This window comes from Streptomyces sp. XH2 (genome assembly GCF_049725035.1).
Classification (GTDB): Bacteria; Actinomycetota; Actinomycetes; order Streptomycetales; family Streptomycetaceae; genus Streptomyces; species Streptomyces roseoverticillatus.
The window spans coordinates 446,410-462,836 of record NZ_JBMMMZ010000004.1 but is presented as its reverse complement, the minus strand read 5'-3'; the positions used below and the strand labels follow the sequence as shown (position 1 = coordinate 462,836).

Genomic DNA, 16,427 nt, shown 5'->3' with positions numbered 1-16,427 from the left:
ACAGGTGCGGCAGAACGCACAGGGCGAGGACGGCATCGTGCCGGGCGCCCGGCCCGGACCGCCGTCCGGCGCGGCCGTCGTCGGGCCGCGCACGCTGCGCAGCGAGACGCTGCTCGTCCTGGCGCTGTCCCTGGGGGCCAGCGCGGTCTCGTCGCTGATCAGCTTCACCGGCGCGCTCACCAGGCCGGGCGGGCTCAAGGACCAGGCCGCCCACCTCAACGCCTCGCACGCCCCCGGCCGCCCCTGGCTCGACCTGTCCTGGCAGCTCTTCGGCATCGCGACCGCGCTCGTGCCCGTCTTGCTGGTGGCGCACCTGCTGCTGCGCGAGGGGGCGCCGGGCCTGCGCGCGGTCGGGCTCGACCGGGACCGCCCGGGCTTCGACCTCACGCGCGGCACCGGCCTGGCCGCGGCCATCGGCGGCACCGGCCTGCTGTTCTACCTCGGCGTCCGGGCCGCCGGCTTCAACCTGACCGTGGTACCGGAGTCACTGCCCGACGTGTGGTGGAAGATCCCCGTCCTCGTGGCGTCCGCGGTGCAGAACGCGGTGCTGGAGGAGGTCGTGGTCGTCGGGTACCTGCTGCGCCGGCTGGGGCAGCTGGGGTGGACGCCGGCGGCGGCCCTCGCGGCGAGCGCGGTCCTGCGCGGCTCGTACCACCTGTACCAGGGAGTCGGCGGGTTCCTCGGGAACATGGCGATGGGCGTGGTCTTCGTCCTGCTCTACCGGCGCTGGGGACGGGTCGGGCCGCTGGTGGCCGCGCACGCGCTGATCGACGTCGTGGCGTTCGTCGGGTACGCGCTGCTCGCGGGCAAGGTGGGCTGGCTGCCGACGGCCTGACCCGTCCTCCGGGACCGGCTCAGGCGAGCAGATCGCCTTCGATGACGGTGACGGCCGAACCGGTCAGCAGCGTGCGGTCGCCGCGCAGCCCGGTGCGCACCAGGCCCGTACGAGCGGACGCCTGCAGCCCGGTGAGGTCGTCGCGGCCGGACCGCGCGGACCAGAACGGGGCGAGCGCGGTGTGCGCGCTGCCCGTCACGGGGTCCTCGTCGATGCCGACGTTCGGGAAGAAGCAGCGCGAGACGTAGTCGTAGCCGCGGGAGGGGTCCTCGGCCGGGGCGGTGGCGATGACGCCGCGGCGGGAGAGCCGGCCGAGGGCCCGGACGTCGGGCGCCAGGGCTCGTACGGCCTTCTCGTCGGCCAGCTCGACGAGCAGGTCGCCGATGTGCGGGCCGGTGTCGTGGGCGCTGAGCACCTCGGCGCCCAGCACTTCGGCGACGCCCTCGGGGAGGGCGGCCGGGGTGAGCGGTGAGGTCGGGAAGTCCAGGGTGATCGACCCGTCCTCGTGCGCCGTCGCGGTGAGGATGCCACAGCGGGCGGCGAAGCGGACCGTGCCGGTGGCGGCGCCCGTGGTGTGCAGGACGTGCGCGGTGGCGAGGGTCGCGTGGCCGCACATGTCGACCTCGGTCAGGGGCGTGAACCAGCGCAGCGCCCAGTCGGCGTCCCGGGAGGCGCCGGTGAGGGGGCGGGCGAAGGCCGTCTCGGAGAGGTTCACCTCGGCGGCGATCCTCTGGAGCCGGTCGTCCTCGGGGAAGGCCCCGTCGAAGAGGACGACCCCGGCCGGGTTGCCGGCGAAGGGGCGGTCGGTGAAGGCGTCGACGATTCGAATGCGCATGGCCGGACGCTACGGCCCCGAAGAACCCGCAGGCCAGGGCCAATTCGCGAAATGTGGCCCGGGTGGGCGGGCCGGCTCTGTCGCTGCCGGTTGCGGGCGGGGCATTGTCATGCGATCGGTTCCGATATATCGTTGAAGTGTCGCGACCGATCAACGACAGTGTTGATCGACGACAGTGATCGACGATGGGAGGAACGTCATGCGACGTTCGCACGGACATGAGCACCATGGACCCGGCCCGCGCGGTCGGGGCGACTTCGACGGCCGCCGGGCGGCCTTCGGGCCCTTCGGCCCCGGCTTCGGGGGCCCGCCCTTCGGCGGCCCCCCGTTCGGCGGGCCGCGGGGACGCGGCCGGGGAGGCCACGGCGGCCGCGCCAGGCGGGGCGACGTGCGCGCCTCGATCCTGACCCTGCTGAAGGACCGCCCCATGCACGGCTACGAGATGATCCAGGAGATCGCCGAGCGCAGCGGGGGCGCCTGGAAGCCCAGCCCGGGGTCGGTCTACCCGACCCTGCAGATGCTGGAGGACGAGGGCCTGATCGAGAGCGCGAGCGAGGGCGGCAAGAAGCTGTTCAGCCTCACGGAGGCGGGCCGCTCCGAGGCCGAGGCCGGCCCCGAAGCCCCCTGGGAGGACGCCGGCCGCGGCGTCGACTGGGAAGCGATGCAGGAGATGCGGCAGGCCGGCTTCGGGCTGCTGGAGGCCTTCGGGCAGGTGTGGAAGTCCGGCACCCCCGAGCAGCGGCAGAAGGCCCTCGGCGTCATCAACGAATCGCGCAAGAAGCTCTACCTCATCCTCGCCGACGAGGGCTGAGCCGATTGTGCGGCCGCGCAGGGGTGTTCCGGGGCTCTGCCCGGGAACACCCCTGAGAACGACGACGTGCCCGTCCTCCTCAAGGAGGAGGAATCCGCGGTGCGTACCCAACCGCCGTGGGATGCGCGAATGCTTCCCTGCGGGGATGACCCGGCGGTTCGTGACTGATGGGGTGGGAGGGTGCAAAGCCGCGTAGGAGACAAGGGAGCGACGGACGTCGTCCGGGAAGGCCTGTTCAGCCCCGAGCTGGCGGCCGCGGTCACGGGTGCCCGCAGGCGTGCCGTGCGGGACGGTGACCGGCAGGTCGACACCGCCCACCTGCTCCACACCCTGATGGAGGCGGACCCCGCGGTGTGCCGCGCCGTGGACGGGCGGGGCGAGGGCCGGTCCGTACGGCTCCTCGGCTATCTCGTCCAGCGCGCCATCGGCTACGGGCTGCGCTGGCGCGGCACCGTCGAGGACTCCGGCTCGCTGCCCGTCCTCCTCGACTGCCGGGCGCCCCGCTGGTCGCCCGCCGCGGCCGCCGCCATGGAGGGCGCGTTCGCCCGGGCCCGCGCGCGGGGCCGCGACCACGCGGAAGGGGTGGACCTCCTGGCGGCGCTCGCCCTGGACCCCCGGTGCCGCGCGGCCGAGGTCATGCGCCGGGCGGGCGTGGACACGGCGGTGCTCGCGGCCGGTCTCGACCTGATGGGCCATGAGGTGCCGTGACGTCAGAGTCGCGGCGACCGGCGATCGGTACGTCATGACCATCAAGGGGTGACGGTCATGTCATCGGCTGGCATGATGAGCCGATGCACGCCTCTCAAGGGAAAAGCGTCGGCCTGGGCCTCGCCCTGGTCTCCGCGCTCGCGTTCGGTGGTTCCGGTGTCGCGGCCAAGCCGCTGATCCAGGCGGGTCTCGATCCGCTGCACGTGGTCTGGCTGCGGGCGGCCGGCGCCGCCCTGGTGCTGCTGCCGGTCGCCTGGCGGCACCGCGCCCTCGTCACCCGCCGCCCCGCGCTCCTCGCCGGATTCGGCCTGCTGGCCGTCGCCGGCGTCCAGGCCTGTTACTTCGCCGCGATATCCCGGATCCCGGTCGGTGTGGCGCTGCTCGTCGAATACCTCGGGCCGGCGCTCCTGCTGGGCTGGGTGCGTTTCGTCCAGCGCCGGCCGGTCAGCCGCGCCGCGGCCGTGGGCGTGGTGCTCGCCGTCGCCGGCCTCGCCTGCGTGGTGGAGGTGTGGTCGGGCATGAGCTTCGACGCGGTGGGCCTGCTGCTGGCCCTCGGCGCCGCCTGCTGCCAGGTGGGCTACTTCGTGCTGTCCGACCACGGGAGCGACGGCGAGGAGCCCGCCGACCCCTTCGGCGTGATCGCCTACGGCCTCCTCATCGGCGCCCTCGTCCTCACCGCCGTCGCCCGCCCCTGGGGCATGGACTGGTCCGTGCTCGCGGGGAGCGCCGGGATGAACGGCACGGACGTGCCGGCCGCGCTGCTCCTCGGCTGGGTCGTGCTCGTGGCCACCGTGGCCGCGTACCTCACCGGCGTGCTCGCCGTGCGCAGGCTCTCGCCGCAGGTCGCGGGCGTGGTCGCCTGCCTGGAGGCGGTGATCGCGACCGTGCTGGCCTGGGTGCTGCTCGGCGAGCACCTCTCGGCGCCCCAGACCCTCGGCGGCGCCCTGGTGCTGGCGGGCGCCTTCATCGCCCAGTCCGCCACGCCCAAGAAGGCTGCCGCGGCGCCGGTGGCCCAGGGCGGCGGCGCGGCGGCCGGGGCCCGGGGGGACCTGTCCGCGGAGTCGAGCCCGGCCCGGCCCTGACCGCCCGGCGCCGGCCGCTCAGAGAGCGGTGACGTAGGCCGGCAGCGGAGTGCCCGGAGCGAGGTCCTTGTCGGGTATGGGTGTGCCGTACGCGGGGGCCACGGGCACGACGCCGCTCCAGTGGGGGAGGGCGAGGTCCTCGGGCTCGTCGTTCACACCGCCGGTGCGCACTTTGGCAGACACCTCGGCGAGGTCGAGGCGGAGCACGGCCGTCGCGGCGAGCTCCTTGGGGGAGGCGGGGCGGCAGTCCGCCGCCCGGCCCGGCGTGGCCTGCTCGACCAGGGCGTCGAGGGCCGCGCGCTTCTCGGCCTCCTCGGTCACCTGGAACGCGGAGCCGTGCACCACGACCGAGCGGTAGTTGAGGGAGTGGTGGAAGGCGGAGCGCGCGAGGACGAGGCCGTCGACGTGGGTGACGGTGAGGCAGACGGGCATGCCCGCGTCTCCCGCGCGGCCCGCGGTGCGCAGCGGGCGCGAGCCCGTCGAACCGTGCACGTAGAGCCGGTCGCCGACGCGCCCGTAGAGCGTGGGCAGCACGACCGGGGCGCCGTCGCGCACGAAGCCGAGGTGGCAGACGTAGCCCGCGTCGAGGATCGCGTGCACGACTTCGCGGTCGTACGAGGCGCGCTCGCGGGCGCGCGTCGGCGTGGTCCGCTCGGTCTGCTCGTACGGGGCGGGCGGCGCGGCAGCGGTCATTGCGAACTCCATTGCACTAGTGCATAATCTTCTTTGTGCTAGGAGAGTATCGGATCGAGGGTCGTCGCGCAGCAGAGATCTCCGCGAGCGTGGAGCGCGCCGTGGGTGCCGGCAAGCTGTCCCCGGGCGAGCTGCTGCCGCCCATGCGGGAGCTGGCGGTCGAGCTCGGCGTCAATCCCAATACGGTCGCGGCCGCGTATCGCACGCTGCGCGAGCGCGGGGTGATCGAGACGTCCGGCCGCCGGGGGAGCCGCGTGCGTCACCGCCCGGCCAGCACCGCCCGCGAGCGGATCTACGTCGAGGTCCCCGAGGGCGTCCGGGACGTCTCCGCGGGCAATCCCGACCCCGCCCTGCTGCCCCCGCTCGGCGAGGCACTCGCCGCCGCCGCGGCCCGTGCCGCGCAAGCCCCCACGCTCTACGGAGCGCCCGCTGTCGACACCGAGCTGGAGCGCTTCGCCCGGGCCGCCTTCACCGCGGACGGGGTGCCCGGCGGGCCGCTCGCCGTCACCTCCGGCGCGCTCGACGCCATCGAGCGCGTCCTCGCCGTGCACCTGCGGCCGGGCGACTCCGTCGCCGTCGAGGACCCGGGCTGGGGCAGCGTCCTCGACCTCGTCCCGGCCCTCGGGCTGCGGCCCGTCCCCGTGCCCGTCGACGACGACGGCCCGCTGCCCGAGGCGGCGGACCGTGTGCTGCGGGAGGGCGCCCGGGCCATGATCGTCACCGCGCGGGCGCAGAACCCCACGGGGGCGGTGGTGGGCGCGGCCCGGGCGCGCGAGCTGCGCGCCGTGCTCTCCGGCCACCCGGGGGCGCTGCTCGTCGAGGACGACCACGGCCATGGAATCGTCGACCTCCCCCTGCACACCCTCACGGGCTGCACCGGCCACTGGGCGATCGTCCGCTCCGTGGCCAAGGCGTACGGGCCCGACCTGCGGCTCGCGGTGCTCGCGGGCGACGCCGTCACCGTGGACCGGGTGCGGGGCCGGCAGCGCCTCGGCCCCGGCTGGGTCAGTCACATCCTGCAGGACGCCGTCGTCCGGCTGTGGCGCAGCGGCGCGGTGGACGCGGCGGAGGTGGCCGCCGCGTACGGGCGGCGCCGCGACCCGCTCGTCCGGGCCCTGCGTGCGCGGGGGATCGAGGCGCACGGGCGCAGCGGGATGAACGTCTGGCTGCCCGTGCCCGACGAGACGGCGGCGGTGGCGCGGCTGCTGCACGCGGGCTGGGCGGTCGCGCCGGGAGCCCGGTTCCGGCTCTCGTCGCCTCCCGCGGTGCGGCTGACCGTCTCGGGCCTGGCCGTGGACGAAACGGAAGAGGTCGCGGACGCCCTGGCGGCCGCGACCCGTCCCTCGGCGGCGGGGCGCTACGACTGACGACCCCTCACCGGCATGCCCCCGCGGGGGAGGCGCTGCTACTTCCGTCCGGTCCTGCGCCCCGCCTTGCTCTGGGTCAGGAAGGCTCCGGCCAGCACGATGAGCGCGCCGACGGGGGTGTTCCAGCTGAGCTCCTCCCCCAGGAGGGCCACGCCGGCGACGGTCGCCACGACCGGTATGAGGTAGGTGGTCATGGACGCCATCGTGGGCCCGACCTCGGCGACCAGTCCGTACTGCACGAGGAAGGCCAGGCCCGTGCCCAGCGCCCCGAGGGCGAAGACGGCCAGCAGCGGCACGGCGGGGAGGGAGGCCGGCACCGGCGCGAACAGCGGGGCGACCACCGCCAGCTGGGCCGTGCCCAGCAGCAGCTGCGCGCCGGACTTGGACAGATTGGAGTCGCCCGAGTCGGTCAGCGTCCGCCGGACGTAGATCCAGCCGATCGCGTAGCTGGCGGAGGCGACGAGGGCCATCACCGTGCCCGCCGCGTCCTGGCCGGAGAAGCCCTGCCAGGCCCCGAGCACGGTCAGCACGCCGGCGAAGCCGATCGCCAGACCCGCGAAACGGCGCCGCGTCGGCCGGTCCTCGGAGAGGGCCACGAGCGAGAGGACCATGCCCCACAGCGGGGTCGTGGCATTGCAGATCCCGGCGAGCGTGGAGGGGATGCGCAGCTCGGCGTAGGCGAAGAGGGTGAACGGCAGGGCGTTGAGCAGGAAGGCGGCGACGGCCAGGTGGCCCCAGGTGCGGGCGGCGCGCGGCAGGCGCTCCCGCTTGACGGCCAGCGTCGCGACGAGCACCGCCGCGCCGAAGAACATGCGGCCGAAGGCGACGTACAGCGGCGGGAAGCCGTCCGTGCCGAGCTTGATGAAGAGGAAGCTGCAGCCCCAGATGAGCGCGAGCGCACCGAAGCGGATCCTCCAGTCCACGGTGGGGCGGCCCCGCTGCGGCTGGCGGTGCGAAGCACCGGAGCTGGGGAGCGGGCGGACCGGGAGGCCCGGCGGGACGGAGGAGCTGGAGGTTGCCGTGGTGCGCATGGTCGTAAGAATGACCGCACCGTACGCCTTAGTACAAGTAAATTTAAGTGGGGTTTATCGCGTAGAGTTGCTTATATGTTGAACTTGGAGCGCCTGCGCACCCTCAACGCCGTCGCCCGCCACGGCTCCGTCAGCGCCGCGGCGGACGGGCTGCACGTGACGACGTCCGCCGTCTCCCAGCAGCTCGCCAAGCTGGAACGGGAGACCGGGCAGCAGCTCCTGGCCAAACAGGGGCGCGGAGTGCGGCTCACGGACGCCGGCCGGCTGCTCGCCGACCACGCCGCGCGGATCCTCTCGCAGGTCGAGCTGGCCCAGGCCGACCTGGAGGCACAGCGCGGGGAAGCCGTCGGCGAGCTGCTCCTCGGCGCCTTCCCCACGGCCGCCCGCGGCCTCTTCCCGGCCGCCCTCGCCGGGCTGCGCCGGGCCCACCCCCAGCTGCGGGCCCGGCTGGAGGAGATGGAGCCGGAGGAGGCCGTACCCCGGGTGGTCCGCGGCGACATCGACGTCGCCGTCGTCCTCGACTGGGACAACAAGCCACTGCCCATGCCGGACGGCCTGGCCAAGGCCCCGATCCTCGACGACATCGCCGACGTGGCCATGCCGGTGGACCACCCGCTGGCCGGCCGCGAGGAGATCGACCTGGAGGAGTTCGCCGACGACGACTGGGTCTCCTGGCCCCGGGGCGAGTTCTGCCACGAATGGCTGATGCTCACCCTGCGCGGCAAGGGCATCGAGCCCCGCATCTCCCACATGGCCGAGGAGCACCACACCCAGCTCGCCCTGATCGCCGCCGGGCTCGGCGTCGCCGTCGCGCCGCGGCTGGGCCGCGGGCCCGTGCCGGAAGGGGTGCGCGTCGTGCCCGTACGGCACACCGTGCGCCGCCACGTCTACGCGATCTGGCGCGCCGACGCGGACCGGCGCCCCTCCATCCGCGCCGCGGTCGAGGCGCTGCGCCTCGCCGGCGAGAAAGTGGCCGGCTGACTCGGCCCCGGCTCGCGGCGGGCGGCACACCGCGGCCGTCCCTCACCGGGCCGGCCGCGGCCGGCCCGGCCTGCGGCGCGGTGGGCAGGCGGCCTTGCCCGGCTCGGCAGCTCCGGCCTGCTGCATCAAGGCCGCCTCTCGCCGTCGCGGCGGAGGGGCCGGCGGGGCGCTCCGCCGGAATCGGCCTATCGCTTGCGGAAGTCCCAGGACACGACCTGGTCCGGCGTCAGCCGGAGCCAGGCGTGCCGGCCGTCGTGCGGCATCGAGGGCAGGCCGCCGAAGTACTTGGCGGTGAAGAGCGCCTCCGGCGCGGCGAGCTCCGGGCAGGGCTCGCCCGTGCGCGGGGCCTCGCCGGCGAAGGCGGCCGTGCCGGACAGCTCCGCGCCCCGCAGCTCCCCGTACTCCCGCCCGTCGTCCACCAGCACCGCGACCCGGGCGTCGCGCCGCAGCTCCGCCCACCGGCGGCTGCGCACGAGCGAGTACAGCCACAGCGCCGATCCGTCCCAGACGAACCACAGCGCGCTGAGGTGGGGCCGCCCGTCGCGCCCCACGGTGGCGACCCGGCAGGTGCGCTGCCCGGCGAGGAACGTGTCCAGCTCCGGCCGCGTCATCATGATCCGGCGGCCCCGCCGCTGGCCGGTGACCATGTCCGTGCCCTCCCCGCATCCCGATAACTGACTGTGTGTCAGAAAGTGTGGGCCCCTTCCCCCGCCGACGCAATGCCCGCTACCCTCACGCGGCCCGGACCGCCGAAGCCCGGGGGGCCGCCAAGGCCCGCACCCGCCGGACACCGGCCCCAGGAGGGAGGACCGCCATGGCGCCGCCCGCCCCGGCCGGCCCGCCCGCCGAACGGCTCGACCCCGCGACGACCGTGCTGCTCACCGTCGAGTGCCAGCACGGTGTCGTCGGCCCCGACAGCGCCCTGCCCGAGCTGGCCGCCGCCGCACGCTCCTCCGGCGCGCTCGTCACCGTCGCCCGCCTCGTCGCGGGCGCCCACGACGCCGGCGTCCAGGTCGTCCACGCCATCGCCGAGCGCCGCCCCGACGGCCGCGGCGCCAGCCGCAACGCCCGGCTCTTCCGCGCCGCCGAACGGCTGCCCGTGCAGCAACTGGCGGGCACCCGCGCGGTGCGCGTCGCCGACCCGATCCCGGTCGGCGACGGCGACCTCGTCGTCCGGCGGCTGCACGGACTCTCGCCCCTGGCGGGCACCGGCCTGGACCCCCTGCTGCGCAACCTCGGCTGCCGCACCCTCGTCGTCACCGGCGTCTCGGCCAACGTGGCCGTCCCCAACACCGTCTTCGACGCCGTCAACCTCGGCTACACGGCCGTCGTCCCCGCCGACGCCATCGCGGGCGTGCCCGCGGAGTACACCGCGGCCATGGTCCGCCACACCCTGGCGCTCGTCGCCACCGTCACCACGGCCGAGGCCGTCCTGCGCGGCTGGCGGAGCGCGCCCCGGCGCGGCTGACGCCCCGGGTTCACCCCAGATGCAAGGACCCGCCGTGGACCGAGACCTGCTGCCCGGGGAGCGGTCGCTGCGCGGGGCCGCCCTGCACGCTCCCGTCCGCGATGCCGAACCTGCTGCCGTGGCAGGGACAGTTGATGGTGCCGCCGGAGACGTCCTTGACGAGGCAGCCCTGGTGGGTGCAGACCGCGGAGAAGGCCTTGAACTCGCCCTTCGCCGGCTGGGTCACCACGACCTTCCGGTCGGGGAATACCTTGCCGCCGCCCTCCGGGATGTCCGCGGCCTTCGCGAGCTCCCCGTCCTTGCCCCCGTCCTCGCCTCCGGCCTTGCCGCCGTCCTTCGCCCCGCCGCTCCCGCCGTCGTCCCCTCCGCCGCACGCGGCGAGCAGGGTGACGAGGCCGGCGGCCCCGGCGGCCGCGACGACGCCGCGGCGGGTCGAGCCGCGCGGGGTCCGGGAGGCGGGGGAAGCGGTGGACGCGGCTCGTGACACGTGGTTCATGTGCGCTCCTCTGGTCGTACGGGTTCGGATCCGGTCGTGACGGTCCAGGGAGTCGTACGGGGCGGGGACCGCCCGCGTTCAAAGCAACGGCCGTCCGCGTCCAAGGAAACGGCCACCCGTGTGCAAAGCCACGGCCACCCGCGTTCGAAGGCGCGCGGAAGTCCCGCAGTAGCCTGGGGCAATGCTCCCCGAAGTCACAGCCGTCCGATACGTCACGCCCTTGCGTGAGGGCGGCTCGCTCCCCGGCATCGTCGAAGCCGACGACCTGGGCACGTACGTCATGAAGTTCACCGGTGCCGGCCAGGGCCGCAAGACGCTGGTCGCCGAGGTCATCTGCGGTCAGCTGGGCCGCGCGCTCGGCCTGCGCGTGCCGGACCTGGCCCGCATCCAGCTCGACCCGGTCATCGGCCGCGGCGAGCCGGACCAGGAGGTGCAGGGGCTGCTGAAGGCCAGCGGCGGGCTCAATCTCGCCATGGACTTCCTGCCCGGCGCCCTCGGCTTCGACCCGCTCGCCTTCGAGGTCTCCGCGGCCGAGGCCGGCCGCGTGGTCTGGTTCGACGCGCTCATCAACAACGTCGACCGCTCCTGGCGCAACCCGAACCTGCTCGTGTGGCACGGCGAGCTGTGGCTCATCGACCACGGCGCGACCATGATCTGGCACCACAACTGGCCGGGCGCCGCCGCGGCCGCGGGCAAGCCCTACGACGCGTCCGACCACGTCCTCGCGACCTTCGGCCCCGACCTCGCCGCGGCCGCGGCCGAGCTCGCGCCGCGCGTCACCGAGGACCTGCTCACCGAGGTCGCCGCCGACGTGCCCGACGAGTGGCTCGCGGACGAGCCGGGCTTCGACGGCCCCGACGCGGTGCGCCGCCGCTACGTCGAGGTGCTGCTGGAGCGGGCGGGGAGCATCGGCGGCCGGATCACGGTCGGCGAACGCAGCAAGGACAAGCCCTCGCAGGCGCCGGAGTGGGTGCGTGTCAGGCTCGACGGAAGGGCCGGGAAGTGACCGGGCGCCACAACGGACGCGATGTTTTCGAGTACGCACTGCTGCGGGTCGTCCCCCGCGTCGAGCGCGGTGAGCAGATCAACGCCGGGGTCGTCGTCTACTGCCAGGCGAAGGGGTACGTGGCCGCCCGCGTCCACCTCGACGAGGCGCGGCTGCTGGCCCTCGACCCGACCGCGGACGTGGCGGGCGTGCGGGCCGCGCTGTGCGCCGTCGAAGGCGTGTGCCTCGGCGGGGAGCGGGCCGGTCAGGCCGCCGGCGACGATCCCGGCCGCCGCTTCCGCTGGCTGATCGCCCCCCGCAGCACGGTCGTCCAGCCCGGCCCGGTGCACGCCGGTCTGACGGCCGATCCGGAGGCGGAGCCGGAGCGGCTGCTGGACCTGCTGGTGCGCTGAGCGGCCGCCCCGGCCGGACCGTCCGGCCGGGGGTGCCGGCCTGCGGCGCCGGTGGCGCACGTGGCGCGCGGGAAGGCGTTGACAGCGGGTGGCGGGGCTTCTAGCGTCTGATCCGCTGAAGCTACTAAGCGGTTGCTCACCTGTCCGGCCGGCGGCCGGGCGGGCGGGCCGCCTTCGAGGTGAGGAGATCCCGTATGCCTGAGCCCGAGCAGCGCGTGGCCGTCGTCACGGGCGCGGCCCGCGGCATCGGCGCCGCGACCGCCGTGCGCCTGGCGCAGGAGGGCTGCGCGGTCGCCGTCCTCGACCTCGACGAGGCGGCCTGCGCGGGCACCGTCGAGCGGATCACGGCGGCGGGCGGCAGGGCTCTCGCCGTCGGCTGCGACGTCACCGACGCCGCGCAGGTGGACGCCGCCGTCACCCGGATCGCCGCCGGGCTGGGCGCGCCGCTCATCCTCGTCAACAACGCGGGCGTGACCCGTGACAACCTGCTGTTCAAGATGGACGAGAGCGACTGGGACACCGTCATGAACGTGCACCTGCGGGGCGCGTTCCTGATGTCGCGCGCCTGCCAGAAGCACATGGTGGACGCGGGCTTCGGCCGCATCGTCAACCTCTCCAGCAGCTCCGCCCTCGGCAACCGCGGCCAGGCCAACTACGCCGCGGCCAAGGCCGGCGTGCAGGGCTTCACGAAGTCCCTCGCCAAGGAGCTCGGCAAGTTCGGCATCACGGCCAACTCCGTCGCCCCCGGGTTCATCGCCACCGACATGACGGCCGCCACCGCGGAGCGCCTCGGCATGGGCTTCGAGGACTTCAAGGCGGCCGCGGCGACCCAGATCCCGGTGCAGCGGGTGGGCGAGCCCGAGGACATCGCCAACGCCGTCGCCTTCTTCGCCGGCGAGCAGGCGGGCTTCGTCTCGGGCCAGGTCCTGTACGTGGCCGGCGGACCGCTCAACTGACAGGAAGCACGGAGATGACCGCAGCACAGCAACAGCAGGAGCAGCAGGCGGGCACCGGCAGGGTCGCCCTCGTCACCGGCGCCAGCCGCGGCATCGGCTACGGCATCGCGCAGGCGCTCGTCGCCCGCGGCGACCGCGTCGTGATCACCGGCCGCAACGAGGACACCCTCAAGGACGCCGTCGAGTCGCTCGGCGCCGGCCGGGCGATCGGCATCGCGGGCAAGGCCCACGACGAGGCCCACCAGGCCTCCGCCGTCGAGCACGCCATGGAGGAGTTCGGGCGCATCGACTACCTGGTCAACAACGCCGGGACGAACCCCGTCTTCGGCCCCATGGCCGAGCTCGACCTGGGCGTCGCCCGCAAGGTCTTCGAGACCAACGTGATCTCCGCCCTCGGCTTCGCCCAGCAGACGTGGCGGGCCTGGCAGAAGGACAACGGCGGGGCGATCGTGAACATCGCGTCGGTCGCCGGGATCTCCGCCTCCCCGTTCGTCGGGGCGTACGGCATGAGCAAGGCGGCGATGGTCAACCTCACGCTGCAGCTCGCGCACGAGTTCGCCCCGGGGGTGCGCGTCAACTCCATCGCGCCGGCCGTCGTCAAGACCAAGTTCGCCGCCGCCCTCTACGAGGGACGCGAGGAGGAGGTCGTGGCGTCGTACCCGCTCGGCCGCCTCGGGGTCCCCGAGGACATCGGGGGAGCGGCCGCTTTCCTGCTCTCGGACGCCGCCGCGTGGATCACCGGGCAGACCCTCGTCGTGGACGGCGGGATCTTCCTCAACGCGGGGTTCTGAGCGGTCCCGCACCCGTGGGGCCGGGGCCGGGCGGCCCTCGGATCGGCCGTTGTCAGTGGTCACCGGTAAGTTCTCGGGCGAGAACGGAACGAACCCCGGAGGTTGTTGACGTGACCGTCACCGACGTGCTGCCCCAGTCCTGGCACGGTGTCCTCGCCGAGGAGCTGGACAAGCCCTACTTCAAGGAGCTCACCGACTTCGTGGAGGAGGAGCGCACGAAGGCACCGGTGTACCCGCCGCGCGGGGAGGTCTTCGCGGCCCTGGAGGCGACGCCGTACGAGCGGGTGAAGGTCCTCATCCTCGGCCAGGACCCGTACCACGGCGCGGGCCAGGGCCACGGCCTGTGCTTCTCGGTCCGGCCCGGCGTGAAGACCCCGCCCTCCCTGCGCAACATCTACAAGGAGATGCGCGAGGAGCTCGGCTACGACGTCCCGGACAACGGCTACCTCCAGCCGTGGGCCGAGCAGGGCGTCCTGCTGCTCAACGCCGTGCTGACGGTCCGCGGCGGGGAGCCCAACTCCCACAAGGGCAAGGGCTGGGAGAAGTTCACCGACGCGGTCATCCGCGCCGTGGCGTCCCGGCCCGACCCGGCCGTCTTCGTGCTCTGGGGCAACTACGCGCAGAAGAAACTGCCGCTGATCGACGAGTCCCGGCACGTGGTCGTCAAGGGCGCCCACCCCTCGCCGCTGTCGGCGAAGAAGTTCTTCGGCAGCCGCCCGTTCACGCAGATCAACGAGGCCGTCGCCGCCCAGGGCCACGAGCCGATCGACTGGCGGATCCCGGACCTGGCGGCCGTGCCGGCCGTCTGACCGGGCCCCGGCGGGCCGGGGCGCGTGGGCGGCGGCACCGAGCCCCCGGTCCCGGTCCGTCCCCGGGCCCGCCGCCCCGTGGCGGGCCCGTCAGTGCCCGTACACCGAGTCGCAGATCCGTGAGGCGTCGCCGCCCTGCTGCCAGCGACCGTGCTGCCGGCCCATGGCGCAGACGTTGTTGTTGCCGGCCCGGGGGGCGGGCGCCGGCGCGGGTGGCGGCGCTTGTGCGGGCGGCGGCGCTTCCTGGCGGGATGCGGATGCGGGCGGGGAATCGGCGGTGTGCTGCTCCGGCGGCGGGGCGGGCACTTCGCTCTGCGGGAAGGACGGGCTGAGGTCCGGGGATGCGGGCCGGTCCGGTGAGGCCCAGGAGCGGCCCGCCCTCCGGGGCGGGTGCGAGAGCCGAGGGAAGCCGGAGGAGCGCGACGGTTCCGCTTCGTCGTCGGAAGGCCCCGGGGCGTCGCCGGAGCCGTAGGGATCCGCCGGGTCCCGGCGCTCGCGGAAGCCGGTGCCGCCGGAAGGGGCGATCGCACTCCCGGGCCCCGAGGCGCCCCCGGCCGTGGCGGCTCTCGGGTCCTGCACGGGCCCCGGCGGGGCGGCCGAGCCGTCCGGGCCGATGGTGATCAGATCCTCGCGGGCGGGGCCCGGTGCGAGATCGCCCGGCCGGGAGTGGCCCGGTGGGCGGCGCGGGGAGTGGGAGGCGGGCGGCTGGGAGACGGACACACAACCGGCGGCCGCTGCCATCGCCACCGCCGCCATGACCGTTACTGCAGGCAGTCGATGCACTCGCTCAACTCTGCTGTGCGGCCGTCAGCGTTGGGAACTCCCCGCACGGGTGATGTGCGATCAGGCGTGCGGCGCCGCTCAGGCCCCCGTCGCGCCGTCGATCCGCTCCCGGATGAGGTCGGCGTGGCCGTTGTGGCGCGCGTACTCCTCGATCATGTGGAGGTAGATCCACCGGAGGTCGACCTCCTTCTTGCGATGCGCGGCGAAGCCGAGGTCGTCCAGCGAGCGGCCGCGCGCCGCGTCCCGGGCGGCGGCGATCTCCGCCTGCCAGGTGGCGTACGCCTCCTCCCAGCTGTCCGCCGCGGTGACGTTGATGTCCCTGTCCAGGTCCTCGTCGCTGTAGTAGATCGGCCCGGCGTCCTCGCGGGCGAGGCAGCGGCGGAACCAGCTGCGCTCGACCTCGGCCATGTGCCGGACGAGGCCCATGAGGCTCAGCGTCGACGGGGGCACCGAGGCTTCCCGCAGCTGCTCCTCGTCCAGACCCGCGACCTTCTGGGCCAGTGTGGCGCGGTGGAAGTCGAGCCAGCCCTCCAGGGCTGTGCGCTCGTCGGAGATGGTGGAGGGCATGCGGCGTTCAATGGTGGTCATGGCGGTCATCCTTCCGTCCGGCCGCCGTCCCGGCCACGGGTTTTCCCGCCCCCGGAGCTCCCCGCGAGCATGCCGCGCAGCAGCTCGCCGACGCTCTCCCGCAGCTCTTCCCTGGCGGGCGCGCGGTCGTGGTACGGCCCCGCGGTGCAGGTGAACAGCACGCCGTCGGACCACGCTCCGAGCGACAGCGCGTGCCGTTGCGGCTCGGCGGACCCGGCCGCCGCCATCAGCTCCGCCATCAGATCGCGGAAGCCCTGCCCCGCGGCGTCGTAGATCGCCCGCAGCTCCGGCCGCCGCGAGGCCTCCAGGGCCAGCTCGAAGCGCGCGACGGTGTGCTCCCGCCGGCGGACCACGAGCCCGTGCAGCACGGTCGCGATCGCGTCCGCCAGCGCGTCGAGCCCCTCCGCCGGGCCGGGGAACTCCGCCGGGGTGACGACCTCCGCATCGCGCCGGGCGAGCTGCCGCACCGCCAGTTCCAGCAGGGCGAGGCGGGTGCGGGCGTGGTTGGAGGTCGAGCCGGGCGGCAGCCCCGCCGCCTCGTCCACCGCCCGGTGCGTGAGCCCGCGCATGCCGCGTTCGGCGATCAGGGCGAGGGCCGTGTCGGCGATGAGCGCGGTGCGGGGCGGCAGGGCCGGTGCGGAGGTCTTCTCCGGGGAGGGCTTCTCAAGGGGCGGGGAAGGCTTCTCAAGGGGCATGATCCTCAACCTACCGCCTGCACTACAGAAGTAGTGCGCGATCACTACGGCCGTAGTAGCCTGGAATGACTACACCCGTAGTGACCGGGAGGGAAACCGC

The 16,427-nt window shown here is 74.4% G+C and carries 20 protein-coding genes; 12 read left to right on the top strand and 8 right to left on the bottom strand.

Annotated features, from left to right (window positions below):
• Positions 1–34 precede the first annotated feature (34 nt).
• Complete coding sequence (locus ACOTKD_RS11525) at positions 35–835, top strand: CPBP family intramembrane glutamic endopeptidase (RefSeq protein WP_424888811.1); 801 nt, start codon at positions 35–37, stop codon at positions 833–835.
• A 19-nt stretch (positions 836–854) separates the two neighbouring features.
• Here the strand turns inward: ACOTKD_RS11525 and ACOTKD_RS11520 are convergent, their stop codons facing one another.
• Positions 855–1,670, bottom strand: a complete 816-nt coding sequence (locus ACOTKD_RS11520) for a PhzF family phenazine biosynthesis protein (protein WP_424888789.1) — start codon at positions 1,668–1,670, stop codon at positions 855–857.
• A gap of 199 nt (positions 1,671–1,869) precedes the next feature.
• On the opposite strand from ACOTKD_RS11520, the gene ACOTKD_RS11515 reads away from it, so the two are divergent.
• From ACOTKD_RS11515 to ACOTKD_RS11505, 3 genes are all read left to right on the top strand, one after another.
• Complete coding sequence (locus tag ACOTKD_RS11515) at positions 1,870–2,481, top strand: PadR family transcriptional regulator (RefSeq protein WP_424888788.1); 612 nt, start codon at positions 1,870–1,872, stop codon at positions 2,479–2,481.
• Positions 2,482–2,661: 180 nt separating this feature from the next.
• Complete coding sequence (locus tag ACOTKD_RS11510) at positions 2,662–3,189, top strand: Clp protease N-terminal domain-containing protein (protein WP_424888787.1); 528 nt, start codon at positions 2,662–2,664, stop codon at positions 3,187–3,189.
• 83 nt (positions 3,190–3,272) lie between these two features.
• Positions 3,273–4,271, top strand: coding sequence for an EamA family transporter (locus ACOTKD_RS11505; RefSeq protein ID WP_424888786.1), 999 nt, complete (start codon positions 3,273–3,275; stop codon positions 4,269–4,271).
• Positions 4,272–4,289: 18 nt separating this feature from the next.
• Here ACOTKD_RS11505 and ACOTKD_RS11500 read toward each other — a convergent pair whose 3' ends face one another.
• Positions 4,290–4,964, bottom strand: a complete 675-nt coding sequence (locus ACOTKD_RS11500) for a pyridoxamine 5'-phosphate oxidase family protein (RefSeq protein WP_424888785.1) — start codon at positions 4,962–4,964, stop codon at positions 4,290–4,292.
• A gap of 35 nt (positions 4,965–4,999) precedes the next feature.
• On the opposite strand from ACOTKD_RS11500, the gene ACOTKD_RS11495 reads away from it, so the two are divergent.
• Positions 5,000–6,331, top strand: a complete 1,332-nt coding sequence (locus ACOTKD_RS11495) for an aminotransferase class I/II-fold pyridoxal phosphate-dependent enzyme (protein WP_424888784.1) — start codon at positions 5,000–5,002, stop codon at positions 6,329–6,331.
• Positions 6,332–6,369: 38 nt separating this feature from the next.
• Here ACOTKD_RS11495 and ACOTKD_RS11490 read toward each other — a convergent pair whose 3' ends face one another.
• A complete protein-coding gene (locus ACOTKD_RS11490) occupies positions 6,370–7,362 on the bottom strand; it encodes a DMT family transporter (protein WP_424888783.1) in 993 nt (330 codons plus the stop codon).
• Between the two features lie 75 nt (positions 7,363–7,437).
• Between ACOTKD_RS11490 and ACOTKD_RS11485 the strand changes: the two genes are divergently transcribed.
• Positions 7,438–8,343 (top strand): LysR family transcriptional regulator, encoded by a 906-nt coding sequence (locus ACOTKD_RS11485; RefSeq protein WP_424888782.1) that lies wholly within the window; start codon positions 7,438–7,440, stop codon positions 8,341–8,343.
• A 185-nt stretch (positions 8,344–8,528) separates the two neighbouring features.
• Here ACOTKD_RS11485 and ACOTKD_RS11480 read toward each other — a convergent pair whose 3' ends face one another.
• On the bottom strand, positions 8,529–8,990 hold the full coding sequence (locus ACOTKD_RS11480; RefSeq protein ID WP_424888781.1) for a pyridoxamine 5'-phosphate oxidase family protein: 462 nt from the start codon (positions 8,988–8,990) through the stop codon (positions 8,529–8,531).
• Between the two features lie 167 nt (positions 8,991–9,157).
• Between ACOTKD_RS11480 and ACOTKD_RS11475 the strand changes: the two genes are divergently transcribed.
• Positions 9,158–9,811: a cysteine hydrolase gene (locus tag ACOTKD_RS11475; RefSeq protein WP_424888780.1), complete on the top strand. Its 654-nt coding sequence runs from the start codon at positions 9,158–9,160 to the stop codon at positions 9,809–9,811.
• A gap of 10 nt (positions 9,812–9,821) precedes the next feature.
• Here the strand turns inward: ACOTKD_RS11475 and ACOTKD_RS11470 are convergent, their stop codons facing one another.
• Positions 9,822–10,307, bottom strand: a complete 486-nt coding sequence (locus ACOTKD_RS11470; protein WP_424888779.1) for a Rieske (2Fe-2S) protein — start codon at positions 10,305–10,307, stop codon at positions 9,822–9,824.
• A gap of 181 nt (positions 10,308–10,488) precedes the next feature.
• Between ACOTKD_RS11470 and ACOTKD_RS11465 the strand changes: the two genes are divergently transcribed.
• The 5 genes from ACOTKD_RS11465 (at position 10,489) to ACOTKD_RS11445 (ending at position 14,261) form a co-directional block, all read left to right on the top strand.
• Positions 10,489–11,313 carry a HipA family kinase gene (locus ACOTKD_RS11465; protein ID WP_424888778.1) on the top strand — a complete coding sequence of 275 codons (825 nt, stop codon included), beginning with the start codon at positions 10,489–10,491 and terminating at the stop codon, positions 11,311–11,313.
• Positions 11,310–11,705: a DUF3037 domain-containing protein gene (locus ACOTKD_RS11460; RefSeq protein ID WP_106676505.1), complete on the top strand. Its 396-nt coding sequence runs from the start codon at positions 11,310–11,312 to the stop codon at positions 11,703–11,705. The genes ACOTKD_RS11465 and ACOTKD_RS11460 overlap by 4 nt, the downstream gene beginning before the upstream one ends.
• Before the next feature lie 194 nt (positions 11,706–11,899).
• Entirely contained in the window at positions 11,900–12,661 is a 762-nt protein-coding gene (gene fabG / locus ACOTKD_RS11455; RefSeq protein WP_424888777.1) for a 3-oxoacyl-ACP reductase FabG, read from the top strand.
• A 14-nt stretch (positions 12,662–12,675) separates the two neighbouring features.
• Positions 12,676–13,452: an SDR family oxidoreductase gene (locus ACOTKD_RS11450; RefSeq protein ID WP_424888776.1), complete on the top strand. Its 777-nt coding sequence runs from the start codon at positions 12,676–12,678 to the stop codon at positions 13,450–13,452.
• Between the two features lie 110 nt (positions 13,453–13,562).
• Entirely contained in the window at positions 13,563–14,261 is a 699-nt protein-coding gene (locus ACOTKD_RS11445; protein WP_424888775.1) for a uracil-DNA glycosylase, read from the top strand.
• Between the two features lie 90 nt (positions 14,262–14,351).
• On the opposite strand, the gene ACOTKD_RS11440 is transcribed toward ACOTKD_RS11445, so the two are convergent.
• The 3 genes from ACOTKD_RS11440 to ACOTKD_RS11430 all read right to left on the bottom strand — a co-directional run bounded on the left by ACOTKD_RS11440 (position 14,352) and on the right by ACOTKD_RS11430 (position 16,327).
• Complete coding sequence (locus ACOTKD_RS11440) at positions 14,352–15,017, bottom strand: hypothetical protein (RefSeq protein ID WP_424888774.1); 666 nt, start codon at positions 15,015–15,017, stop codon at positions 14,352–14,354.
• Positions 15,018–15,122: 105 nt separating this feature from the next.
• Positions 15,123–15,632 carry a DinB family protein gene (locus tag ACOTKD_RS11435; protein ID WP_424888773.1) on the bottom strand — a complete coding sequence of 170 codons (510 nt, stop codon included), beginning with the start codon at positions 15,630–15,632 and terminating at the stop codon, positions 15,123–15,125.
• Positions 15,633–15,637: 5 nt separating this feature from the next.
• A complete protein-coding gene (locus ACOTKD_RS11430; RefSeq protein ID WP_424888772.1) occupies positions 15,638–16,327 on the bottom strand; it encodes a TetR/AcrR family transcriptional regulator in 690 nt (229 codons plus the stop codon).
• Positions 16,328–16,427: the final 100 nt, after the last annotated feature.